Consider the following 25,738-nt stretch of genomic DNA (forward strand, 5'->3'; position numbering starts at 1 on the left):
GTGCTGAGCTTATGACTATTTAATCTTAAACTTTTAAAGGAATTAACTATGTCTGCACTTAAACCGGCTGAATTCGTTCAAACCATGATCGATATCGGCGAAGCAAAAACCAAAACCGCCGCTCGCGATCTTGTTTTACGTGGCACTATGGCTGGCATTATTTTGTCGCTAGCAGTAGTCGTCGCGCTGACTACGATCACCCAAACAGGCATCGGTATTGTTGGTGCACTGGTGTTCCCTGTTGGCTTTTGTATTCTTAGCTTAATGGGTTACGACTTGGTCACTGGCGTGTTTGGTTTAGCGCCTCTTGCTAAATTAGACAACCGCCCAGGCATCACTTGGAATCGTGTTTTCCGCTGCTGGGGCTGGGTTTTCTTAGGAAACTTCATTGGCTCTTTGATTGTGGCTTATCTGGTCGCCCTCTCACTGACTATGAACTTTGCTGTAGAACCTAATGCTGTCGGTCAACAAATCATCGCAGTTGCCACTGCGCGTACCGTTGGTTTTGAAAATCTAGGCACTGACGGTTGGATCACCTGTTTCGTGCGCGGCATCCTGTGTAACCTGATGGTGTGCTTAGGTGTAGTAGGTAACATGACCGCACGTACTGTGGCTGGCAAAATTGCGGCAATGTGGCTGCCTATTTTCATCTTCTTCGCATTGGTGTTTGAGCACACCGTAGTCAACATGTTCCTATTCCCGCTAGGTATGTTGCTAGGTGCAGAGTTTGGTATCGCAACTTACGTTAACTTCAACTTGATCCCAACGATATTGGGTAACGTTGTGGGTGGCTTACTGTTTACTTGTATTCCACTTTACTTGACGCACGCTAAAACAGCACCGGCACTCGACAGCGAAGAGCAAGCACCTACTGCTGCGCCACAAACTGCGCGTTAATCGAGTTGAATAACATATAAGAAAAAACCACTAGTGACGATCACTGTGATTGTTTAGACTGGTTTTAAGCCCTTGCTTCGGTGGGGGCTTTGTCGTTTTAAAGGAAACTGTATTATGAGTGATTCGCAAAAAACCGGCCCAAAATCAGGGATTGTATCGTTGATTGGTGCAGGTCCAGGTGATCCTGACCTATTAACGGTAAAAGGGTATCGACTGCTGCAACAAGCGGATGTGGTGGTGTACGATAGATTGGTTTCAGAAGCGATTCTCGCGCTTGCCAGCGAAGATGCCGAAATGGTGTACGTGGGTAAGCAGCTCGATTTTCATTATGTTCCTCAACCAAAAATCAACCAGATCTTGGTCGACAAGGCGAAAGAAGGCAAGCATGTTGTCAGATTGAAGGGCGGTGACTCATTCATTTTTGGCCGTGGTGGCGAAGAAGCTCAAGCTCTAGTTGAGCAAGGCGTCGGCTTTGAAGTCGTTCCAGGTATTACCGCTGCTGCAGGTGCTACAGCCTACGCAGGGATCCCCCTTACGCACCGAGACTACTCGCAAAGCGTTCAGTTTATAACGGGGCATCTTAAGTCGGATGGTAAAGATGTCGCTTGGGATACGTTAACCGCCCCCAATACTACGCTTGTGTTCTACATGGGGCTAAAGCAATCTGGAAACATCTCTAAAAACTTAATCGGATCGGGTATGAGCGCAGATACTCCTGTCGCCATCATTGAAAATGGCACTACGGAGAAGCAGCGAGTGCTCATAGGTGATATTGATGGCCTTGCCGAGCTTGCCAGTCAAGCGCAAAGTCCTGCCCTTATTGTGGTAGGTCATGTAGTGACTTTGCACGACGAGTTAAAGTGGATGTAATGTTCTCATAAACAACACGCAAGGGTGCACTATGGACAATCAGTCGGATAGGTCGATAAAACAGCTAGAGTCGCAAGTTGTGTACCAGAATCGATGGATGTCGGTGCGTGAAGATCGTATAGAGCGCGCAAGTGGATCTCAAGGCATTTATGGCGTAGTCGACAAACCCGATTGTGTGGCGATCCTAGCCATTGATAATGGTCGAATTCATTTGGTGAATCAGTATCGTTATGCTGTACAGGGGCGCTTTTGGGAGTTGCCGCAAGGCGCATGGGAGTCTAACCCAGACGCTGATCCACTTGAGTTGGCTAAAGGTGAACTCAAGGAAGAGACCGGACTTGTCGCCAGCAAGATGACTTACTTAGGTTGTCAGTTTATTGCCTACGGTTTTTTAAACCAGACCTGCCATATCTATCTCGCGTCAGATCTAACTCAGTCAGAGCGACAACTTGATAGCGAAGAAGAAGATTTGATCGCGAAAGACTTTGCGATAGAAGAGTTTGAAAAAATGATTATTGATGGCTCGATTCAAGATTGCGTGACCACAGCCGCTTATGGGTTGGCGAAGCTAAAAAACGCCGTCTAGTCCAAACTTCTCTTTTGTTCTCTGTGTCGTTGATTCGATAGCGAATACGTCCATGATAAACGTATTTGCCATGTCGCGGTTGCGCGGCATTCATTAGGCTTGTTGCCACCATAGATCGAGTAACGCAATCAATCCGGTTTCCAGTCGTTTAAGGGAGTCTTCAGAGCAAAGTATGCTCTGCTCTGGCCACAGGTTACGCTCGACAATTCTTTTAAGAAGATCTTGCTGCCAGTTTAGAGTCCGATGGGACAGGGGGGAAATGCAGCGCTTTGGGCATGAGATTGCGAAATTAGATAATCAATACCAATAGGTTGCTTACGATCAAGTTCGTTTAAATTGTGTAGCAACAATTAAGTAACAATGATGTTCTGGCGATAGTTCTGCTACATAAACTCACTTCCATTAATGTGAAATTAAACCACCTAAATGAATCTTTTGTTAATTTATAAATCAGATGTTGATCACACTTTTTGGCTGATGTATTATGTGTACATAAAATATTGAAACTAAATTACAGGTATTGAGTATGATTAACGTAATAAAAGAACTATTTATCCCGAAGAAAGATTATGCTGGTCGTGACATTGATGTTGTTATCGAAAGGTTAGCACTGCAAACTAACAGCACTCGTTATGATTGGTCTTACATCAAAGAAGAATCAGTCTACGAAAACACAACTACCGGTTCTCGTGTGTACCCACACGAATTGAGCAAACACGCCGCTTAATTGCTGCGTACTTTGCCTCAAGGTAATCCCGTAACGCTATTTTGTGACTACTGCTGAGCCATACTCAAACTGCCTCACACAAAATAGCGTCTCGGTGAGCAAACACAAATTGCCCACCGCTCCCGCTAAAAATAGAACGAGTAAGCCTTAATCTACAGTTTGGTTTATCTCTCTAGCCATCTTTTTAAACCGTTCTAGGTCGTCAACGTTTCGGCCCGAGTCGACGGTTACCCACTGAAGTCCTGTCTCATCGATGTGCATAAATTCCACGCGAAGTTCATAGCGATGGCACGCCGACAGTGTTGCAATAGCCCCCACCGTAAACCCCATAACAGGTAACCACTGTGCAAATGGCAGTGATGCAGGCACAAAAAGAAACAGAAGACTCGAGATCAGCAGCCCACTCAACATTATTTTGAGTAAGTGGTTACGCCAACTCAGTTCTTTTACTTGTGCGCGAAATATCTTGTTTAGATCATACTGATCCTGGCGTACTCGCAGATGAGTATCGGTGATTGAGTACTGGTTTATGGCAGATGCAATGGTGTTAGACATTGATTGTCTCCTTACGCGCTATTGTTGGTTGTAAAAACGGTAGATAAGAAGATCACAACCGCAAAGCATATGCGCAAGTAGAATATCATTTTGTGTCAGTCGGTACGTCTTACTGGTGAGAAATAGACAAAATTTATTACCGAACCTAAGTTCGGCTGTGTCGATTTATTGCTTACCGAGTAATGTTACTATTCTCTGTCCAAGATACTCGGCAGTCGCGAGATCAATCGGATGTATCTTGTCGCTGTCTTCGTTATGGTGCGAAGCGACTAACCCAATACTGCATCCCAAACGATTTAGATTTTTCTTATCGGTGTGCTTGCAGGTGTCTAAACCGGTCCAAAGCATGCCATGCTGGCATGAGAGAGCGAAAAAGTTGAGTAGCGTTTGCTGCTGTTCACCGTTCACACTCCCCCCACAGGTAAACCCTGCAGCGAGCTTTCCATTCCAAGATTGCTTCACATAACTGTCGCTAGTGGCGTCCATAAATGCCTTAAAAGGTGCCGCGGCACTCCCCATGTAAGTGGGGGCGCCAAACACAATAGCGTCGCTTTTATCGAGCAGTGGCCATAGGTCGTTATCTCTGAACCGCCCTTCAACTATGAGGCTTGGATCAATACGGTATAAGTGACATTGGGCCTGTGAATCGGACACGCCTTTTGAAAGAGCTTGCGCCAAAGAATGGGTAGAGCCGTTTTTGGAGTAGTAAATGATAGTGACCGTTTTCATGATTTAGCTCTCATAGTCATTTCGTTTAAGGTTGTCGCTGGATAGGTATTCTACAAATTCCCATTCCAAACTATCGTGCTCAACAAAGGGTTGACTCATTCACGCCTCCTAATTAAGTAATGTTTTATGTTTATTAACTATAGGGTAGAAGGTTTGTTTTTTAAGTAAAGTTATTTATTTATATATTTAATTGTTTCGAGTGTTCAGTGGTAATGATCACAAAATAACAACTTCAATTACGCTGCGATTACAAATCTAACTTGGATATGATTTGGCGCAATATCCATTAATCAAAAATATGGAGTAATTACTCTAATTTGTGATTAAGGAGGATCTACAATGGGTATTCCAGTGTTGCAATACGCTCTTTCTATGAGTGTTTATATTTTGTTTCTACTGTTGCTAGTGGAGTTTATGCGCCGTTCGCCAAGGATCACGGCGGTATTTTGGCTTCTTTCGTTGCTTACCGCGCCGCTTTGGGCCGAAAATGTAGAAGGATGGTTTCGTTGGGCTAAAACTGTCAGCGTTTTGATCCCTACTGCGATTGTGGTTGGCGGTGCGAGGATAGCGTACCTGTATTACGACAATCCAAATCGAGTGCTGCAGTTTTTCCGAGGAGATTGGGTGCTTAAAGTGCTGTACGCAGTGCTGTTCTTAAATATTGCCGAAGCGACGCTGAAAGACTTCGCTACTGCAAACTACTTTAATGCCCTAGCGGGTGTGATCTTGTGTGCGACTATTCCTTTTCCTCGCTACAAAAATGGCCTGCGCCAGTATTGGGTCATAGGTAAAGATAAGCCCAACGACTTGCTGTTTTATTCGACTGCGTCTTGGAACTTCTTGTACACCACCTGGAATCTCGCGTTTGTGTACGGTGAGTCCCCAATGTTCTTTGCTAGCTCGTTCTGTATTTTGATGGCTGCCGAACTGTATCCACTCATTAAAGGGCGACCAGAGCTGTATATCATCGCTCGCGTCTACACCTTGGCTTTCCATATTTTAGCGCGCGCCTGTGCGGACATTTTTACCCCAGTCATGAACTCTGAATCGTGGCACAACGACACAGTACTGTGGTATTGGGGGGCGATTAACCTTGCTCTGCATGTCCCTTATTTCTGCTGGTACTTCTATAAAAAATCTCAAAGCGAGACGCACGAACCGCCGACAGATAAAGCCCATCCAGCACCGCTGGCTCAATAGGGAGATAACTAATGTTTTTCTTTGAATCGTTTACCACACCTGCTGTAATCATGTTTGTGGTGGTATTGCTCGGCCTTATTGGTGTGAATGAATTGTCTCGTCGAAACCTAAAGTGGTCGATGTTTTTGTTTGTCGGTCTGCCGATAATGTTAACCCCTTACTGGATGTACATGGATAACGAAGTCTCCAACTGGTTCGTTTGGGTCAAAGTGTACTCTGCGCTAATGGGGGCGGTGGGTTTTATGGTGATACGCTTTAGCAATTTTGCCAATAAGCACCGCTGGTACCTTCTATTTCCACCGCTCATTTTAAGTATCAATATACTCGAAGCGGTGATCCGAGAAATTCAGGTCGCGGATATTCAAGGTGTCAGTGAGGGGCTGTTGCTACTGGGCGGAGACTGGAACTACTTTAATGCCGCAGCAGGGATCTTAAATATTGTGACCATATGTGGTTGGGCGGGAATCTATGCAGTAACGCGTGGTAAAAATAGAGATATGGTGTGGCCAGATATGCTGTGGTTTTGGATTATCGCCTATGACATTTGGAACTTCGCATACATCTATAATTGCTTAACCGCCAATGTGCTCTATACGGGCGTCGCGTTATTACTTTCTTGTACCATTCCTGCATTGTGGTGGGCAAAAGGGGCTTGGTTACAACATCGTGCACACACGTTGGCGTTGTGGGCGATGTTTATGATGACGTTCCCGTATATGTTTACCGACAGTATCTATACGGTAAAAGTGAGCTATAACCCAGATGCCATGTGGTTGATTTCAATGCTCAGTTTTGTGGCTAACGTTGCGTTGGTGGTGTTTCAGGGCTATCGCATAGTTCAGATGAAACTGAACCCAATAAAGGATGAATTGTACACGGATCTTGCTAAATATCAGGAGGTCGCCAAAGCTTAACCTTCCACTGGCCCCAGATGTTTTTGAATGACTGGGGCTATTTGTTGAGCGCAAATGTAGGCAGTGACAAATGCCATCGAATGGCTGTGAGCCTAATGGTTAAAGTAACCACGACTCCAGCTAGCATTGCATGAGAGTGAGCGAGCCCCCACTGAACAAGTAGAACATGCGCGCTACCACCTGCGATACATGCGGTGGCATAGACCTCACTACGTAGCACCATAGGGATTTCTCTAGCAAGGACATCTCGAATAATGCCGCCACCACAGCCTGTTAGCACGCCCATCATTACCGCGACTAAGTGCGAGTCCTGAAAGGCAAGCGCTTTTTCTACACCAATACCGACAAATGCCGCCAAACCAATTGCGTCGCACACGGGCATAACGTACCAGGGCAGTCGTTTAGGATGACGAACCAGTATCATGGTTGCCAAACTAGTAATGATGATGATCCACATGTAAGTAGTATCGGTTACCCAAAAAACTGGAGTAGCGCCTAAAATCAGATCCCTTATCGTGCCACCACCAATGGCAGTCACCGTCGCCAATACCATGACGCCAAAAGGGTCCATACGAAGTCGGCCAGCCAATAGCACACCAGAGATAGCAAAAATGGCGGTTCCAAAAAGATCGATCAGATAAAGGAGTGAAAGGTTCATGGCATTAATGGATCGTTAGGGTGGGGCAATTCTATGGGAAACTCGGTTTAGATACCACCGTTAGCCAAAGCTAAGGTAATGAGTAGCAATACAATAAATAGGTACTGGCTGTTGCGAAGTTTAGTTGCCACTTGAGATAAATGAATGGCTGATGGAGCAATCTTGCCGCCTAGCTTGGCGCGCTCAAGTTTTTGACCTTGATAAAGCGCTGGTCCCCCTAAACTTAATTGGTATTGATTTCCAAGAGAAGCAAGCGCAGTACCTGATGACTTGTTTCGCCAAGTTTTTGCTTGGCTAACTATGGTTGAAAGGCATGACAACGATTGCTGATTTAGGAGGAGTAATAGAGAAAACAGCGAACTTGGTAGCCACTCGAGCAGAGCATAAAAAGTGCGAGCCAATTGACCAAAGGTTTTATATTGTCGGTAATGAGCTGGCCAAGCGCGAGCGATCTCGCCACACAGGCGAAACAGCGCTGCACCAATGGGACCTGCAACGGCAAACCAAAACAAAACACCAGTAACATTTCGAAGATGCCCAAGCGTTAGGGTTTCAACGCAAGCTTTTCCCAACCCTAACAATGACAATGTCGCACAGTCTCTGTTAAGACAGTGGCTCAGTGACTTTCTGAGTGAGGCTTTATCTTCTTGAGCCAATGCTTGGCCACTTTGGCGCGCAAACACTTCTTGCTCTCTCCAACCCAGCGAGAAAAACAGCAGCGTAAACTGAAACACCAAAGGCTCCCAGACTAGATTGGATACGGCTATCAGCAGTGCTGTTGCGGGTAGCATTAACATTAACCAGGAAAGTGACCCTGCAAATCGTTGATAATTTGGGTCGTTGCCTTGATTCACTTTATTGGCTAATAGGTGCGCGAACTTACGCCACAGCGTTGTAGGGTGTAATTCGCGAGGGATAGGGATCAGCAGATGAGCGAGCAAAGCGGCGCACAACACTAACACACTGCCATCGGCATAGAAGGTGTCTAGTGAAATACCGCTCTGCCACGCTTCATTCATTGATTAAACCAGAGATAGAATTTTGCTGACCATCTCAGATGAGCTTTGTGCCGCCAGAGGCAAAAACTCATCAAATGACATTGGGGATTCTTTGTCTGCAACGTCCGAAATAGCGCGTACCACAACAAATGGTACACCAAACTGCTCGCAGGTTTGAGCAATCGCTGAGGCTTCCATTTCAACGGCGACGACTGACGGGAAGTATTTCAGAATGTATTGCTGTCTCTCTGGTGTGCACACGAACGTATCACCGGTACAGATCAGGCCATGTACAGCATGTTTATCTGTCATTGTGAGGGCTTTCTCAACCAATTCACAAAGCTTAGCATCAGCGACAAATGCCGCAGGTTGGCCAGCCATTTGTCCCATTTCATAGCCAAAGGCTGTGACATCTGCGTCGTGATGACGAACTTCTGTTGATATCACCACATCGCCAAGGTTTAGAGAAGGGTCAAACCCACCCGCGGATCCTGTGTTAATGATCGCGTCAGGCGCATACTTTTCGATTAGTAGTGTCGTACCAATAGCTGCGGCGACTTTGCCGATTCCAGATTGAAGGAGCACCACTTCTTTACCATCGATCGTCCCAGTGTAAAAGACTGATTTACCAATGGTTTCAGTTGTGCAGTTGTTAATTTTAGCTTTTAGGATCGCGACTTCTTGTTCCATCGCGCCAATGATACCGACTTTCATAGTGAACCTGTTCAATAGAATCTGGAGATATTAGGCGCGATTGTAGCACTAAATGTTGAGTTAGGCAGCTGCGCCTAAGGCAATACCGTGCGCTTTTCGCGAAGCGAAGGGCTCATGGTAGTGGCGGTGGGAAAGGGTGTGTCGGTGCATTTTTGCTACCGTTACCCTTCGCAGGGCTCAGGGGGACGGTATCAAGGTGGGGACGGTATCGCGTTACAGCTCCCCTCATTGAAGAGGGGAGAGTATGAATAGGGGTTATTGCGCCATCAATCCAGCTTTAGTTAACCCTTCTCGTAGCGCTTCTGCGCGCTTACGATTTACCCCTAAGTCAGAGTGGCCAGTGCGGGACTCCGATCGAACGGTCAACATATCACCGTTAAGACTGAGCTCTAAATCATCAACAAAACGAAATACACTGCTGGTGCACTCTATACGCAAATACTGCTCGCTTTTTTCTGCCGTTTTCGCATTTTTTAAACCTAGTGCAATCAGTTCAACTTGATCGAGGGTGACGTCTGGCTTGAGTTTAAAGGGAGCCAAATTAAATTTTTCGCGCTGGTCTTGTGTCGAGACACAATTGGGCTTATCTCCACAAGGGTTAGAAGTACGGTCTTCCATTTCTGTTACTCCATTGCTACAGGCGACGATGCCTAAGCTGAACAATCCAACTATCCATGTTCTCATTTTATTTCAATCCTTTACAGTACATAAGCCTAAAATTGAGCTTCAACTCTAATAGGGTACCCTATTTTTTACGCATTGGCGTCAGAATCGTCAAACCAGTGACGGGTTTTGTTGGCAAAGGCGACGAGAGATAGCATCACTGGAACCTCGACGAGCACACCCACAACGGTCGCAAGTGCCGCTCCAGAATGAAGGCCAAACAGAGAGATCGCGACCGCTACTGCGAGTTCAAAAAAGTTCGACGTACCGATCATGCAGGCAGGCGCTGCGATATTGTGCGGTAGCTTAATTCTTTTCGCCATCCAGTAGGCTAGGGCGAATATGCCGTAGGTCTGGATCATCAATGGAATGGCAATCATCACAATGGCTTGAGGCTTTGCAATAATGGTTTCGGCTTGTAGGCCAAACAACACCACTACCGTGGTCAATAATCCTATGATAGACCAGGGTTTTAGCTTCGCCAGAAAGTGGTCTAATGCTTTAGAACCATGTTTTTTTAATAGCTGTCGACGGGTGAGTGCGCCAGCGATCAGTGGAATTAGTACGTACAATACCACCGACAACACTAAGGTCCCCCATGGTACGGTGATGTCGGTAATGCCTAATAGGAAGCCCGCAATAGGTGCGAATGCAATGATCATAATCAGATCGTTTACCGAGACTTGAACCAAGGTGTAGTTGGCGTCGCCTTTAGTGAGCTGGCTCCAAACAAACACCATAGCGGTACAAGGTGCAACACCAAGCAATATCATTCCAGCGATATACTCTGAGGCGGTTTGCGGGTCGACCCAGCTTGCGAAAAAGACTTTAAAAAACAGCCAACCTAAAAACGCCATAGTAAAAGGCTTGATCAACCAATTGATCACAAGCGTGAGCACTAATCCTTTCGGTTTTTTGCCCACGTCTTTTAGGGAGGAGAAATCAATTTGGATCATCATTGGATAAATCATCAACCAGATGAGCGCCGCAATCACAAAATTGACATGTTGGTACTCTAAACTTGCAATTCCAATGAATAGCTCCGGTGACAGGCTTCCCAGCAGTAGCCCCAGGCCAATGGCCAACCCAACCCATACCGTTAAGTAGCGTTCAAACAACCCCATCTCAAAACCTTATATGAATATATGTATTTCCATATATGTTAGGCCAATTCAGCCTAACGTCAAGCCAAAAAACAAAAAGGCAAGAAGATAACATCCTCTTACCTTTCAATCTCGGCTATCTAAGACTTTCGCCTTTCGAAGCGTCCTACTAGAGGCTTTCGTGGGTCACTACCGGTACAATGCTCGCTAGCGCGAGATTGGGCCGGTATTGATGCTAAGACTAACTCGCTTCTTGCTTCTCGCAGCGAAGCGTCCCCGCACCTCGCTCCTCGAAGCGAAGCGCCCTAGCCTTAAACCCACAAGAAATCCAAAATCCTCAGAGGCATTCGTGGGTCACTACCGGTACAATGCTCGCTAGCGCGAGATTGGGCCGGTATTGATGCTAAGACTCGCCTCTCGCCTCTCGCCCCTCGCAGCGCAGCGTCCCCGCACCTCGCTCCTCAAAGCGAAGCGCCATAGCCTTAAACCCCCAAGTAATCCAAAATCCTCAGAGGCTTTCGTGGGTCACTACCGGTACAATGCTCGCTAGCGCGAGATTGGGCCGGTATTGATGCTAAGACTCGCCTCTCGCCTCTCGCCCCTCGCAGCGCAGCGTCCCCGCACCTCGCTCCTCAAAGCGAAGCGCCCTAGCTCTTAAACCTCTAAGTAATCCAAAATCCCCTCAGCCGCCTTACGACCTTCATCAATCGCAGTAACAACTAAGTCCGATCCTCTAACCGCATCACCACCCGCGAAAATCTTAGGGTTGGTGGTCTGATACAAGAACTCGCCATCTTTCGGTGCTTTTATTCGACCCCACTGGTCTAAGTCGACGTTGTAAGGCGTTAACCATTCCATAGCATGGGGTTGGAAACCAAATGCCATAATCACAGCGTCGGCGGAAAGAACATGCTCACTACCTTCTACCGGCTCTGGACGACGACGACCAGCCTCATCGGGTTCACCAAGTGCGGTTTTGACGACTTTCACACCAGTGACATGACCATTTTGATCAACTTCTATGCCTAAAGGCTGAAGGTTAAATTGAAAGTCGACGCCTTCTTCACGGGCATTTTTTACTTCGCGACGTGAACCCGGCATATTTTGTTCATCACGACGATAAGCACAAATGACATGCTTAGCACCTTGGCGAATAGAGGTGCGTACACAGTCCATTGCGGTATCACCACCACCAAGCACCACGACCTTTTTGTTGGCCATATCTATGTAGTGCTCATCGGTCGGCAGATCCATGACCTTATAGGTATTGGAAATAAGGAATGGCAAGGCATCGTACACGCCTGGCGCTTCTTCGTTATCCAGTCCCGCGCGCATGTTCTTATAGGTGCCAACGCCTAAAAAGACCGAATCGAAATCATCAATCAGGCTTTGCATTGTGACGTCTTTGCCAACTTCAGTGTTTAATCGAAACTCTACACCCATGTCAGTAAAAATCTTGCGTCGGTTTTCCATCACCCCTTTTTCCAGTTTAAAGGAAGGGATCCCAAAGGTGAGCAAACCACCAATCTCTGGGTAACGGTCAAAGACTACAGGCTTAACACCGTTGCGCACCAAAATATCTGCGGCGGCGAGCCCAGCAGGTCCTGCGCCGATGATGGCGACTTTTTTGTCTGTCCATTCAACGTTGGACATGTCTGGCTTCCAGCCCATTTCAAAGGCCTTGTCAGTAATGTACTTTTCCACATTACCAATGGTGACTGCGCCAAAATCGTCGTTGAGCGTACAGGCACCTTCGCACAGTCTGTCTTGCGGACACACCCGTCCACAGACTTCTGGAAGACTGTTGGTTTGGTGTGATAGTTCGGCTGCTTCAATGATACGTCCTTCGTTGGCCAGCTTTAGCCATTGAGGGATGTAGTTATGAACAGGGCACTTCCATTCACAATAGGGATTACCACAATCTAAGCAGCGGTCGGCTTGCGCCGTTGCTTGCTGCTTGGTAAAGGGTTCATAAATTTCGACAAATTCAATCTTGCGGATCTTGATCGGCTTTTTGGCCGGATCCACACGACTGACATCAATAAATTGGTATACGTTCTGGCTCATAAAACTGGCTCCTTCCAATTACTGTGCTTGAACGCGCAATTCTGCGGCGCTGCGGCTTTGATGCCCAAGAAGGGTGCGTAAGTCTGCCGCTTTCGGTTTCACGAGGTGGAACTTTGGAATCCATTCATCAAAGTTTGCCAAAATAGTCTCGGCGTGGCTTGATTGCGTCAGTTCGAGATGCTGCGCGATGAGCCCTCTAAGATGTTCTTGATGTATAGCCAACTCGTTCAGCGGTAATGATTCGACGGATTCGCCATTAACACGGCCCGAGAAATCACCATTCTCGTCTAACACGTATGCAAACCCACCCGTCATACCCGCGCCAAAGTTCACCCCTGTGGCACCCAAAATCGCGACAATACCACCTGTCATATATTCGCACGCGTTGTCACCAGCGCCTTCTACTACCGCAATGGTGCCCGAGTTTCGAACGCCAAAGCGCTCGCCCGCGCGGCCCGCAGCAAATAGCTTTCCACCTGTTGCACCGTACAAACAAGTGTTACCAATGATGGTGGCTTCGTTACAGGCAAAGGTTGTCCCCGTATGAGGCTTGATGACAATCTTGCCACCTGCCATGCCTTTACCTACGTAGTCATTAGCGTCACCGGTTAGTAACAGCTCTAGGCCACCGGCGTTCCAGACGCCAAACGACTGTCCTGCTGTGCCATTTAGGTGCACTTTAATCGGTGAGCCTGATACGCCTGCATTGCCATAGCGCTGAGCAATTTCACCCGATAAACGAGCACCCACCGAGCGGTCGGTATTGATCACATCATAGAATAGATTTAGTGACTCTTTAGCTTCTACAGCGGCAAGGGCATCGGAAACCATTTTTTGGTTTAATTCTGCGTTATCAAACGGTTGGTTAGGCTCAGTCCAAAACAGTGGGAAGTCTCCAGGTGAAACCGGCGCTTCCAGTATGTGAGACAAGTCCAGCTTAGACTGTTTTGCGGTTTTAACTTCAACGGCTTCTAGTAGGTCGGTACGACCTATAAGGTCAGTGAGCTTTTCAACGCCTAACTCAGCGAGCAGCTCTCTAACTTCATCGGCAAGGCCTGTGAAGTAGTTGATCACCATTTCTGGTAACCCTTTAAAGTACTCATCTCGTAAGGTCTGGTCTTGGGTTGCAACACCGGTTGCACAGTTATTTAGGTGACAGATGCGAAGGAACTTACAGCCCATAGCGACCATAGGTGCGGTACCAAAGCCGAAGCTTTCGGCGCCCAAAATGGCCCCTTTAACCACATCCAGACCGGTTTTAAGACCGCCATCAACTTGCAGACGGATCTTATGTCGTAAGCCATTCGCGACAAGCGCTTGCTGGGTTTCCGCAAGACCGAGCTCCCATGGGCTACCCGCATATTTCACCGAGGTGAGTGGGCTTGCAGCCGTTCCGCCGTCGTAGCCAGAAATGGTGATTAAATCGGCATAGGCTTTGGCAACGCCCGTTGCGATAGTGCCAACTCCAGGTTCTGAAACCAATTTAACCGACACCAAGGCTTTAGGGTTCACCTGCTTTAAGTCGAATATAAGCTGCGCCAAATCCTCAATCGAGTAAATATCGTGATGTGGGGGTGGGGATATTAGCGTAACCCCTTGCACTGAATAGCGAAGCTTGGCTATTTCAGCCGTAACCTTATGGCCAGGAAGCTGACCACCCTCACCGGGCTTTGCCCCTTGCGCGACTTTGATTTGCAGTACATCGGCATTGGTTAAATAGTGCGGAGTCACACCAAATCGTCCCGATGCCACTTGCTTGATTCGAGAGTTTCGCTCGGTGCCAAAACGGCTTGGATCTTCGCCACCCTCACCAGAGTTGGAGTAACCGCCAAGTCGGTTCATTGCGGTGGCTAGTGCTTGGTGCGCCTCTGGACTTAATGCGCCTATCGACATAGCGGCTGAGTCAAAGCGCTTAAACAACTCGGTATTAGGCTCTATTTGATCCAGCGCTAACGGTGAGTCGCTTTTCTTGAGTTGCATAAGGTCGCGAAGCATCGCCGCAGGTCGCGCATTCACATGCTTTGCGTACGTTTTATAGTCGGTGGCTTCACCGGTTTTAACCGCAGTTTGCAGTGTGGACACCACATCTGGGTTGTAGGCATGATACTCACCACCATGAACGTATTTGAGTAACCCACCATGATCGATAGATTTACGTTTTGCCCAGGCTTTTCGAGATAGATTAAACAAATCCTGCTGGAAGTCCGCAAAATCGGCGCCTTGAATACGTGTTGTGACGCCTTTAAAACAGAGATCAACGACCGACTCGCTTAAGCCCACAGCCTCAAAAAGCTGCGAACAGCGGTAAGACGCAATCGTCGATATGCCCATTTTGGACATGATCTTGTATAACCCTTTATTGATGCCGCTTTGGTAATTTTGCATCACCTGACGGTAGCTTTTATCTATCGCGCCATCGTCAATCACTTTGCCTAGAGTTTCGTAGGCCAAATAAGGGTAGATGGCGGTTGCACCAAAGCCGAGTAACACCGCAAATTGATGAGGGTCTCGCACCGAGCCCGTTTCTGCGATGATGTTGGCATCACAGCGAAGGTTTTCGTCAATTAGTCTAGTTTGCACCGCGCCTACAGCCATGGCCGCAGGAACAGGAAGGAGACCTTTCTGCAGTTCGCGATCCGATAATACCAGCAGTACGCTTCCTTGCTTGACGGCCGCGGTGGCTTTATCACAAACTTGATGGATTGCCTGCTCTAAGTCTAGGTGTTGCGGATCATAGTTGATGTCGATGATGCTAGGTTGATAGTACTCCGTATCGAGCGTTAACAACTGCTGCATGTCGGAGTATAGGAGCACCGGAGAGTCGAAGGTGACTCGATGCGCGTGACCATCGGTTTCGTTAAACACATTCATCTCTTGGCCGATACTGGTCGCCAATGACATTACGTGTTTTTCTCGCAATGGATCGATCGGCGGGTTCGTTACCTGAGCGAATTTCTGTCTAAAGTAATCAGTAACCAAACGTTCCTTAGAAGAGAGCACCGCCATTGGGGTATCGTCACCCATTGAGCCCGTTGCCTCTTGTCCCATATCCCCAAGCACTCGTAGAACCTGATCCACTTCTTCGTTTGACACAGCAAATTGCTTTTGGAAGGTTTTGAGTTGGTTTTCATCAAACACGCGCTCACCGACTTTATCGTCAGCAAGCTCAGAGAAGGGGGTTAAGCGTTTGACGTGCTCGTCCATCCACGCTTTGTAGGGGTGGCGAGATTTTAAGTCGGCATCAATATCGTCTGAGTGCCACAGCTTGCCTTCGAGTGTATCAACAACCAAAAGCTCACCTGGGCCAACGCGGCCTTTTTCGGACACTTCATCGGGGGTGTAGTCCCAGATGCCTACTTCAGACGCAAGGGTAATAAAACCATCTTTAGTGATGACGTAGCGAGCCGGGCGTAAACCATTTCTATCTAAGTTACATGCGGCGTAGCGACCGTCAGACAAGACAATGCCAGCAGGGCCATCCCAAGGTTCCATGTGCTTAGAGTTAAAGTCATAAAAGGCTTTTAGCTCGTCGTCCATATCTGGGTGATTTTGCCACGCTGGCGGAACAAGCATGCGCATCGCTCGAAACAGATCCATACCACCGGCAAAAAACAGATCGAGCATATTATCTAGGCTTGATGAGTCTGAGCCTGATTCATTAACGAAAGGCGCAGCAGCTTGTAGATCAGGAATTAACGGGGTTTTGAATTTGTATGCTCGCGCTCGCGCCCACTGACGATTGCCTTCAATGGTATTGATCTCGCCATTGTGCGCCATGTACCTAAAGGGTTGAGCCAACGGCCATTTTGGCGAGGTATTGGTTGAGAATCGTTGGTGGAACAGACAAATGGAAGATTCCATTCTGAGATCGGCCAAATCCAAATAAAAACGAGGCAAATCAGCGGGCATGCACAGCCCTTTGTAGACAATCACATTGGTTGAAAGGCTACAAACGTAAAACTCTTTGTCGTCGACCAATGCTTTTTCTATGCGTCGTCTTGCCACATACAGGCGGCGCTCAATATCGCGCTCACTCCAACCCGCGGGGGCAGTGATAAATACTTGCTCAATATTTGGCAATGTCGTGAGTGCGATAGGCCCCAATACTTCAGCATTGGTCGGCACTTCACGCCATCCAGCCACGGTGAAGGTTTCGGTTGCCAGTTCTCGATTCACAACGTCTCGAGAATGATGCGCTTTGGTGGTGTCCGTGCTGGTAAATATCATACCTACGGCATATTGCTTACCAAGCTTTATACCACCTTCTTCGGCGACTAAGCGTAAGTAGCTGTCTGGTTTTTGCAGTAATAAACCACAACCATCACCGGTTTTACCATCGGCATTAATGCCGCCACGGTGGGTCATGCGATCGAGGGCTGAAATCGCTGTTCTGACTAACTTGTGGCTTGGTTGCCCTTGCATATGGGCGATGAGGCCAAATCCACAGTTGTCTTTCTCGAGCGTGGGATCGTAAAGAGCCATTGCTTTACTCCTTTTGCAACTTGTCTTTGCTCTGTCTTCCTGACAGATACTCTTTGAATTTTGACGAACTAAATTCTAATTTTTATCATCCTGATATGACTATTTATTTAACATTTTACTCAAGTTTTATTATCAGGGATTTGACAAAGTATAAGGAAATGACGCAAAGGTCAAGGTGGCTTTGATAGAGGTTAGTAAAGCAGTAGTTGGTATAAAAAGTCTCTTAGATTGCTATATTTCGATTAGGTTTTAGTGATAAAGAATAGACCCAATCAGAACATTGTTTCGTTTTTACCCGATCGATGTTGATGCTTGGCAAGTCGATACATCAACAGTCAAACGGGTAAAAATTGTTACGGCCTAACGAGCACTATAAATGAGCACTTGCTGTTTAGATGATTAATGCTTTATTCGCGATGACATTATTCTCGATAGAAAAACAAGATTTCCTCATTTCCATCTTCAATGACTGTCAACTGCAAAACGTTGTTCTCTACGACAACATAGAGTTCATCACCGTTCGTATTATCAACAAAACTAGATAAGCCGACCGCACCATTCAGGTCTCTAAACTCAGGATCCGGGATCGACACTGTTAATCGATTGTTAGATTCGTCAAGAGTGTATAAGCCCCATTCCAGGCCGTTTAATTCGTGAGGGTTATCGGCATTTTCAGGATCTAGGTCGACTTCTGCATGAACGTAACTCCCATCATCTAGAAAGGTAATAGACAAAAGCTCATTTTCTGTCGTTTGATTGAACCATGTACCTGTCAATCCAACATTCTCAACTTTCGTAAATTCACGCGTGTACACCTCGACCTCTTGACCAGATTCATAATCGGTAATAGTAAAAGTGATTTGGCTCGGTGTTGGGTAGCTTATTTTGATGGTTTCACCATCCAAATCGCTTGTGTTGGAAACATCTGAATCACTCACTACACCTGTGAGTCCGGTATTATCATTTTGATCGAGCATATTGCCACCAGGAACAGGATATAAATACCCAGTCGAAGTGACTTTATAGTTGCCCCATTCGAGCCCATTGTATTCATCAGGCCCCTGCTCAGTTTGATATTGGACATACGTACCATCAGAATAGAAGGTGAACATGAGTAAACCATCAGTGTTGCTGCTAAATTGACCTAACCACGTGCCGACAAATGGACCATTAAGAATACCGTAATGGTGCAAGCTTTCCGTGAAGTGGGCAATAGCATCGTTTTTTTCGACAAGGTTTCCATTGTTGCCACCGACTTTAGCGACTAGGGCCATAACTTCACTATTGTTTTCAAACACCGTCTCAGGAACCGAAAAGTCAATGTATTCAGATGCGGCTTCTTTTGCAGCGCCGGTTATCGTAATGCCGTTTGTGGGATCACCATCGCCATCGAGCGACTGCAAGAGACGAAGAATATTAGAGACTACAGCAGATTGTTCATCTCGATTATTTGCCAGATCCAACGGTGTGAGTACTGTTTTAGCAGGTACTGATTGAAAGACGATATTTCCGATGGAAAATTCGACTGTTTCTCCATCTAAATATTTAAATTGTCCGCTCTGATCGGTTACACCTTTTTGAGTCTCTGTGTTGTAATCAATATTGATCACTGCAGAATCAATGAGTTTACCGGTAAAAGTTGATGTTTCCGTTGTTCCCGGAGTGGATTGGACTGTTGGCGAATCCGAGCCTCCACAACCTATAAGTACACTTGCGACGCATAAAAATACCAACGTATATCTAGCCATACTAAGCTCCTAGACGTTAATAGCAATCTAAAATACGACCCATTGTATTTATCCAAATGGCGATCCACTTTCAATGATACACAAGAGGTCCGATGTGTTGTTGGTGCGATTTGAGTATATTTAAGTACCACCAAAGGGGTGTCTCAAATTTGAGAATTAAATGTTTTCGTTTGATTTTTGGTTGCACTATGGGAAACAAAGTTTTTTCTTGCGTTCTTCATTTGCAATGTATTTCATAAAAAAAGGCCAGCACTTTCGTGCTGGCCAACAATAAAGTTTGGAAGGAAACTTTATCGATTAGCTCGCGGATAGCATCAACGAGTCCGCTTTCGCTTCTAGCTTGGTGTTCCCCATGAGGTAGGCATCGACGGTGCGAGCACACTCACGGCCTTCGTTAATACAACGAACCACCAATGATTGACCTGTACGCATGTCACCTGCGGCGAATACGCCTTCTTGGTTTGTGGCAAAGTCCGTCGTCGCTACGTTGCCGCGCTCATCCAGTGCGATGTCAAGCTGCGCAAGTACACCGGTTGGTTCTGGGTGTAAGAAGCCCATCGCTAGGAACGCCATGTCACAAGGGAGTACGCGTTCACTGCCAGCCACTTCGACAAAGTTAGGGCGCTGGCCTTCTTCGGCTTCTTCCCAAGTGATGTCAGCAATACGAAGACCAGTCACTTCACCTTTGTCGTTACCAATAAACTCTTTAGTCAGAATATTCCAATGACGGTCCACACCTTCCTCGTGAGAGGTTGAGGTACGAAGAATCATTGGGTACTGCGGCCACGGCATGTTAGCAGGGCGCTTTTCTGGAGGCATTGGCATGATTTCAACTTGCGTGATGCTTGCTGCACCATGACGGTTAGAGGTACCCACACAGTCAGAGCCTGTATCACCACCACCGATCACAACAACGTGCTTACCTTTGGCGTGGATCTCTTCTGTTTTAAGATCCATGTCGTTAGCGCGGCGGTTGTTTTGACCCAAAAATTGCATCGCAAAGTAGACGCCTTTGTTGTCACGCCCTGGAATTGGCAGGTCGCGAGGCACAGTAGAGCCACCCGTCAGCAACACTACATCAAACTCCTGACGAAGCTGCGCGGCGTTGACATCGACACCGATGTGCTGATTGACTTTAAACTCTACGCCCGCTTCGGCCATCAGGTTGATCTTACGATCAATCACTTCCATGCTGAGTTTGAAATCAGGAATACCGAAGCGCAATAGACCGCCAACTTTTTCATCGCGTTCAAATACTGTCACGCTGTGGCCAGCGCTATTGAGCTGCTCTGCAGCAGACAAACCAGCAGGTCCCGAACCGATGATCGCGACGGTTTTACCCGTACGTGAACGAGGCGTTTTTGGTTTTGCATAGCCTTCACGGTATGCGGTTTCAACAATCGTCTTTTCAATATTACAGATTGTGATTGGATCTTGGTTAATCCCTAACACACATGAGCTTTCACAAGGTGCTGGGCAAACGCGACCCGTAAACTCTGGGAAGTTATTGGTCGAGCTTAGAATGTTCCAAGCTTCTTCCCAGCTGTCGCGGTAAACCGCGTCATTAAACTCAGGAATGATGTTACCAATCGGGCAGCCGTTATGACAAAACGGTACACCACAATCCATACATCGAGAGGCTTGAGTATTGATCTTCGCGCCAAACTCTTCGTTTAACACAAACTCTTTGTTGTGCTTGATACGCTCAGCCGGATCCACCTTCTGTGGCAGTTCACGACCATGCTCTAAAAATCCAGTAGGCTTACCCATTACACTGCCTCCGCTTCAGTTTGTTCCGCTTGTTCTTTACGTTTTTGTAGCACTGCTTTGTAGTCGCGTGGCATAACTTTTACCATCGACGCGAGGCTTTGCTCAAAGTTGTCTAAGAACGATTTCGCGACGTCACTTCCTGTGAACTCCACGTGTTTTGTGAGCATATCGAGAAGCAGGTCTTTGTCTTCTTGCTCGATAGGATCTAGGTCGACCAGTTCTGGGTTAAGTTTGGATTCAAAGTCACCAGACTTGTCCCACACGTAAGCGACACCGCCACTCATACCGGCTGCAAAGTTGCGTCCAGTAGAGCCAAGGATGATTGCTGCACCACCGGTCATGTACTCACAGCCGTGATCACCCACCCCTTCTACAACCACTTTGGCACCAGAGTTACGCACACAGAAGCGCTCACCTGCCATACCGCGAATGAACGACTCACCCGAGGTTGCGCCATAGAAGCAGACGTTACCTACTACAATGTTGTCTTCAGGAACGATGGTCGACTGGCTGTCTGGGTAGAGCACCAATGTGCCGCCTGATAAGCCTTTGCCCCAGTAGTCGTTTGCGTCACCTTCGACTTCAAACTTCACGCCTTTAGCCAAGAATGCACCAAAAGATTGACCTGCAGAGCCCGTAAACTTCACCTGCATTGGTTGAGGTAAGCCTTGGTCTTTATAGACCTTAGAAATCTCATTCGACAACATGGTACCCGCAGAGCGGTCAGTGTTGATGATTGGGAAATCGGCTGTCACCGCTTCACCTTTCTCAAGGGCAGGAATAGCTGCTTGGATCAGCTTGCGATCCAAAACCTCTTCCAGGTTATGGTTTTGCTCTATTTGGTTGTACACGCCGTCTTCTTCACGTGCCTGCTCAATGTGCAGGACAGGTGTAAGATCGAGGTTTTTGTATTTCCAGTGACCAATATCGCTGCGCACTTTCAGCTTGTGTGACTGACCAACCATCTCATCGATGGTGCGGTAACCAAGCTCTGCCATGATTTCACGCAGACCTTCAGCCATGTACTGGAAGAACGTTACTACATCTTCTACGCGGCCATCAAAGCGCTCACGCAATGTTTTGTTTTGTGTCGCAATACCTACTGGGCAGGTGTTCTTATGACACTTACGCATCATGATACAGCCTTCAACAACCAGCGCTGCTGTTGCCACCCCCCATTCTTCTGCACCAAGCAGAGTCGCAACGGCAAGGTCACGAGGGGTTTTCATTTGGCCGTCAGACTGAACCACAATACGGTTACGCAGACCATTTTTTAGAAGCGTTTGATGCGTTTCAGCAAGACCAAGTTCCCATGGCAGACCAGTGTGTCGAATTGACGACATAGGAGATGCACCTGTACCACCGTCAAATCCGGCAATCAGTACCACATCGGCTTTTGCTTTTGCAACGCCCGATGCGATGGTGCCGACACCTGCTTCAGAGACGAGTTTTACGTTAACACGGCCTGAGCGGTTCGCGTTTTTCAAGTCGTAGATCAGCTGAGCCAAATCTTCGATAGAGTAAATATCGTGATGCGGTGGTGGCGAAATCAAGCCAACGCCTGGGGTCGAGTGACGTGTTGCACCGATCCAGTCATCCACTTTGTCACCCGGTAGCTGCCCACCTTCACCTGGCTTTGCACCTTGCGCCATTTTAATCTGAATTTCGTCAGAGTTGGTTAGGTAGTAAGAGGTAACACCAAATCGGCCAGATGCGACCTGCTTAATAGCAGAGCGTTCCCAGTCACCGTTTTCTTTACGTTCGAAACGTGCTGGATCTTCACCACCTTCCCCCGAGTTGGATTTCGCGCCAATGCGGTTCATCGCAACGGCAAGCGTTGAGTGCGCTTCGTACGAGATTGAACCAAACGACATCGCACCTGTTGCAAAGCGCTTCAAAATGCTTTCAATTGGCTCCACTTCTTCCAGTGGGATAGAACCTGCTGGGTTCTTCACAAAATCCAATTGGCTACGCAATGTTGCAGCGTTGTCGCCTTGCGCGTCGACGGCATGTGCGTATTGCTTGAACTGAGCGTAATTCTTTTCGCGTGTCGATTGCTGCAACAGAGAAATCGTTTCTGGATTGAACAGGTGTTTCTCACCACGTTGTTTCCATTGATATACGCCGCCAACATCCAATACATTGACTGGGATTTCGCGTGTTGGGTAACCCACACGGTGACGCACTAATACTTCTTTAGCGATGTCATCGATGGTCAAACCCTGAATACGAGAAACCGTACCCGTAAAGTATTTATCAACAACCGGCTTGCTGATACCCAGTGCTTCAAAAATTTGTGCACCGTGGTAAGACTGCAAGGTTGAAATACCCATCTTAGAGAAAATCTTAAGCAGGCCGCCGTTAACCGCTTTACGGTAGTTGTCGAACAACACACGAGGATCGGCTTCTGGATCGAGTTTCTTCTTAGTTTGCAGATCCCTAATGGTTTCGATCACAAGGTAAGGGTTTACTGCGTTGGCACCGTAACCAATTAAAGTTGCGAAATGGTGCGTTTCACGCGCGTCACCCGTCTCTACGACGATGTCACATTTAGCACGTAATCCTTTACGAATTAGGTGGTGATGGACCGCGCCTACGGCCAGCATTGCTGGGATAGCCGCGTGGTTAGAGTTTACTGCTCGGTCAGTCAGCAAGATAATCGAGTAGCCATCGACCACTGCATCTTCAGCGTATTGGCAAATACGTTTTAGAGCGCGCTCTAGACGGCCAGTGTCTTCATTAGCCTGGAAAACAATATCTAAGGTTTTTGCCTGCAAGTGCTCGTTATCGATCGCACGCAGTTTTTCAAGCTCTGAGTTAGCCAGTACTGGCGACTCTAGCTCTACTTTTTGACAATGCTCTGGGGTTTCAGTGAGCAGGTTTTGGTCCTTACCTAGATAGGTATTTAGGGACATAACCATACGTTCACGAATCGGATCGATGGGAGGGTTAGTCACCTGAGCAAACAGCTGCTTAAAGTAGTTAGACAGATGCTGTGATTGGTGCGACAAAATAGCCAGTGGCCAATCCGCGCCCATCGCTGATAGCGGCTCTTTGGCGTCGTTCGCCATTGGAACCAAAATCTCATTGATCTCTTCAGAGCTCACACCGAAGGCTTGCTGACGATGCAGCAGACGCTCAGGCGTTGGTTGGCTAAATTGGTTGCTGGCACTTGGCAGTTTATTAATGTTAAGCAGGTTCTCTTTTACCCACTTTTCATACGGCTGCGAATTGGCGATGCCGTCTTTCACTTCTTCATCAGAAATGATGCGGCCTTGCTCAAGGTCAGCAACAAAGATGCGTCCAGGCTGCAAGCGACCACGGAATTCTACGTTTTCTGGTTTAATATCAACAACGCCTGACTCCGACGCCATGACTAGATAATCATCTTTGGTCACGGTGTAGCGTGACGGACGTAGGCCGTTACGGTCTAGTGTTGCACCCACTTGAACACCATCGGTAAAGCAGACAGACGCTGGGCCATCCCATGGTTCCATAACGTTAGCGTGGTACTGATAGAACGCACGGCGCGTTGGGTCCATGTTCTTGTTTTCTTGCCACGCTTCCGGAATCATCATCATCAGGGCATGGGGTAGGCTACGACCCGATAGGACGAGTAGCTCAAGGGCCATATCAAAGTTTGACGAATCTGAGCTGCCTTCCTGACAAATCGGCAAAAGCATGTCGATTTCGGCTTGGGTAAACAGATCCGACTCAATGATCGCTTCACGCGCTTTCATCCAGTTTAGATTGCCACGTACGGTGTTGATTTCGCCGTTGTGGGCAATGTAACGGAAAGGCTGTGCTAAGCGCCAGCGCGGGAATGTGTTGGTGGAGAAGCGAGAGTGCACAAGTGCAAGCGCGGTCACCATGGTAGGATTTTGTAAATCTAAGAAATACTGCGGCACTTGCTCGGTGGTGAGCTGGCCTTTATACACCAATGTCTTGTATGACATTGAGTTAATGTAAAAATCGTCGCCGATGTTGGAGATGCTTTCTAAACAGACGCGTACTGTGTAGTTACGCAATACATACAGCTTACGCTCTAGCTCTTCTGGAGAAACGCCAGGACCGCCGCTGATGAAAACATGTTCAAATTGAGGTTCAGTGCTCAGTGGATCAGCACCAATCATCGAGTTATCGGTAGGTAATACGCGATAGCCAATGACGTCTAACTCAAGGCGTTGTGCGTTACGCTCCAAAATGTCGCGACACTGTGCGCGTTTATATTCGTCTTTCGGGAATAGAACAACGCCTACACCGTATTTGTCGAATGATGGCAGCTTGATGCCAAGTTTTACGGTCTCTTCAAGCAAAAACTCATGAGGCTTTTGCAGCAAGATACCCGCACCGTCACCAGAACAAGGATCGCATCCTTGACCGCCACGGTGTTCCATACGCGCAAGCATATCGAGTGCTTGAGTTACGACCGCATGCGATTTGCGGTTTTTGAGGTGGGCAACAAAGCCGATACCACAAGCATCATGCTCTAGCTCTGGGGTATAAAGACCCTGAGCTGCTTGCTTGTGTTCTACCAGTTCATTAGACATAGAACCATCCTTCCAATTTGAGGGCAATCGTTTGCATTGAGTGTGAACGGAGCAAACGGAGCCAATCCTTATAATCGTATATTCAATCAGCTCTTTGGCTGATGTGAGTCCTTTCTGTCACTCACTGAAAATATCGTGAGAAAAACATTCCCTTGGTTTGGCACACGAGGAAATCACAAAAGTTAGTGAATCCTATTGGTGGGAGTGTGCTTTTGCCGAAGTATATCCTCTAAGCGAACCCGAATACGGTGTCCTTTTAGACGATATGTGAAACTATCCTACATTTTTGTTTCTGTGAATTCCATTCAAAATTGCACTTTTATTGCACATAGAAATGAACAACTATGCGTAAGAATGTGAATCAAACGTTAATGAAACGCACTTTTACTACATAATGGTGCATATCGAAGATTTGATGACACAAAATAGTGCAGGTCACACAGGCTTAATTTTGCTAGAATTAGCCGAAAATAAATTGCAGGGATGTAATTAAGTTTCACTAATTAG

At 47.2% G+C, this 25,738-nt stretch carries 18 protein-coding genes; 6 read left to right on the plus strand and 12 right to left on the minus strand.

The window, feature by feature from the left end; all coding sequences use genetic code 11:
- The first annotated feature begins 48 nt into the window (after positions 1-48).
- The 4 genes from ST37_RS19340 (at position 49) to ST37_RS19355 (ending at position 3,080) form a co-directional block, all read left to right on the plus strand.
- Positions 49-897 carry a formate/nitrite transporter family protein gene (locus ST37_RS19340; protein ID WP_084889180.1) on the plus strand — a complete coding sequence of 283 codons (849 nt, stop codon included), beginning with the start codon at positions 49-51 and terminating at the stop codon, positions 895-897.
- 114 nt (positions 898-1,011) lie between these two features.
- The gene (gene cobA, locus ST37_RS19345; RefSeq protein WP_084889181.1) at positions 1,012-1,767 is read left to right on the plus strand and encodes a uroporphyrinogen-III C-methyltransferase; all 756 of its coding nucleotides are present in this window, start codon (positions 1,012-1,014) and stop codon (positions 1,765-1,767) included.
- A gap of 31 nt (positions 1,768-1,798) precedes the next feature.
- On the plus strand, positions 1,799-2,353 hold the full coding sequence (locus ST37_RS19350) for an NUDIX hydrolase (protein ID WP_084889182.1): 555 nt from the start codon (positions 1,799-1,801) through the stop codon (positions 2,351-2,353).
- A 526-nt stretch (positions 2,354-2,879) separates the two neighbouring features.
- Positions 2,880-3,080, plus strand: coding sequence for a hypothetical protein (locus ST37_RS19355; protein WP_084889183.1), 201 nt, complete (start codon positions 2,880-2,882; stop codon positions 3,078-3,080).
- A gap of 147 nt (positions 3,081-3,227) precedes the next feature.
- On the opposite strand, the gene ST37_RS19360 is transcribed toward ST37_RS19355, so the two are convergent.
- Positions 3,228-3,635 (minus strand): DUF6232 family protein, encoded by a 408-nt coding sequence (locus tag ST37_RS19360; protein ID WP_084889184.1) that lies wholly within the window; start codon positions 3,633-3,635, stop codon positions 3,228-3,230.
- Positions 3,636-3,800: 165 nt separating this feature from the next.
- Complete coding sequence (locus ST37_RS19365) at positions 3,801-4,364, minus strand: flavodoxin family protein (protein WP_084889185.1); 564 nt, start codon at positions 4,362-4,364, stop codon at positions 3,801-3,803.
- A 339-nt stretch (positions 4,365-4,703) separates the two neighbouring features.
- Here ST37_RS19365 and ST37_RS19370 point away from each other — a divergent pair, with 339 nt between their 5' ends.
- Together ST37_RS19370 and ST37_RS19375 are read left to right on the plus strand one after the other, a co-directional pair.
- Entirely contained in the window at positions 4,704-5,564 is an 861-nt protein-coding gene (locus ST37_RS19370; protein WP_084889186.1) for a hypothetical protein, read from the plus strand.
- Positions 5,565-5,575: 11 nt separating this feature from the next.
- Complete coding sequence (locus tag ST37_RS19375; RefSeq protein WP_084889187.1) at positions 5,576-6,478, plus strand: DUF5692 family protein; 903 nt, start codon at positions 5,576-5,578, stop codon at positions 6,476-6,478.
- A 37-nt stretch (positions 6,479-6,515) separates the two neighbouring features.
- On the opposite strand, the gene ST37_RS19380 is transcribed toward ST37_RS19375, so the two are convergent.
- The 10 genes from ST37_RS19380 to gltB (ST37_RS19425) all read right to left on the minus strand — a co-directional run bounded on the left by ST37_RS19380 (position 6,516) and on the right by gltB (ST37_RS19425) (position 25,219).
- Positions 6,516-7,136, minus strand: coding sequence for a TRIC cation channel family protein (locus ST37_RS19380; protein WP_084889188.1), 621 nt, complete (start codon positions 7,134-7,136; stop codon positions 6,516-6,518).
- 47 nt (positions 7,137-7,183) lie between these two features.
- On the minus strand, positions 7,184-8,155 hold the full coding sequence (locus ST37_RS19385) for a cobalamin biosynthesis family protein (protein ID WP_084889189.1): 972 nt from the start codon (positions 8,153-8,155) through the stop codon (positions 7,184-7,186).
- 3 nt (positions 8,156-8,158) lie between these two features.
- The gene (mtnN, locus tag ST37_RS19390; protein ID WP_084889190.1) at positions 8,159-8,848 is read right to left on the minus strand and encodes a 5'-methylthioadenosine/S-adenosylhomocysteine nucleosidase; all 690 of its coding nucleotides are present in this window, start codon (positions 8,846-8,848) and stop codon (positions 8,159-8,161) included.
- Positions 8,849-9,103: 255 nt separating this feature from the next.
- A complete protein-coding gene (locus ST37_RS19395) occupies positions 9,104-9,532 on the minus strand; it encodes a DUF1499 domain-containing protein (RefSeq protein WP_084889191.1) in 429 nt (142 codons plus the stop codon).
- Positions 9,533-9,600: 68 nt separating this feature from the next.
- A complete protein-coding gene (arsB, locus tag ST37_RS19400; RefSeq protein WP_084889192.1) occupies positions 9,601-10,635 on the minus strand; it encodes an ACR3 family arsenite efflux transporter in 1,035 nt (344 codons plus the stop codon).
- 633 nt (positions 10,636-11,268) lie between these two features.
- A complete protein-coding gene (locus tag ST37_RS19405; protein ID WP_084889193.1) occupies positions 11,269-12,681 on the minus strand; it encodes an FAD-dependent oxidoreductase in 1,413 nt (470 codons plus the stop codon).
- A gap of 18 nt (positions 12,682-12,699) precedes the next feature.
- Positions 12,700-17,163: a glutamate synthase large subunit gene (gltB, locus tag ST37_RS19410; RefSeq protein ID WP_084889194.1), complete on the minus strand. Its 4,464-nt coding sequence runs from the start codon at positions 17,161-17,163 to the stop codon at positions 12,700-12,702.
- A 422-nt stretch (positions 17,164-17,585) separates the two neighbouring features.
- Positions 17,586-18,911, minus strand: coding sequence for a hypothetical protein (locus ST37_RS19415; protein WP_084889195.1), 1,326 nt, complete (start codon positions 18,909-18,911; stop codon positions 17,586-17,588).
- A 297-nt stretch (positions 18,912-19,208) separates the two neighbouring features.
- Positions 19,209-20,681, minus strand: a complete 1,473-nt coding sequence (locus tag ST37_RS19420) for a glutamate synthase subunit beta (RefSeq protein ID WP_084889196.1) — start codon at positions 20,679-20,681, stop codon at positions 19,209-19,211.
- The gene (gene gltB / locus ST37_RS19425) at positions 20,681-25,219 is read right to left on the minus strand and encodes a glutamate synthase large subunit (RefSeq protein WP_084889240.1); all 4,539 of its coding nucleotides are present in this window, start codon (positions 25,217-25,219) and stop codon (positions 20,681-20,683) included. Before gltB (ST37_RS19425) ends, ST37_RS19420 begins: the two co-directional genes overlap by 1 nt.
- Positions 25,220-25,738 lie beyond the last annotated feature (519 nt).

This window comes from Vibrio sp. qd031 (assembly GCF_002100145.1).
In the GTDB taxonomy this organism is placed as follows: Bacteria; Pseudomonadota; Gammaproteobacteria; order Enterobacterales; family Vibrionaceae; genus Vibrio.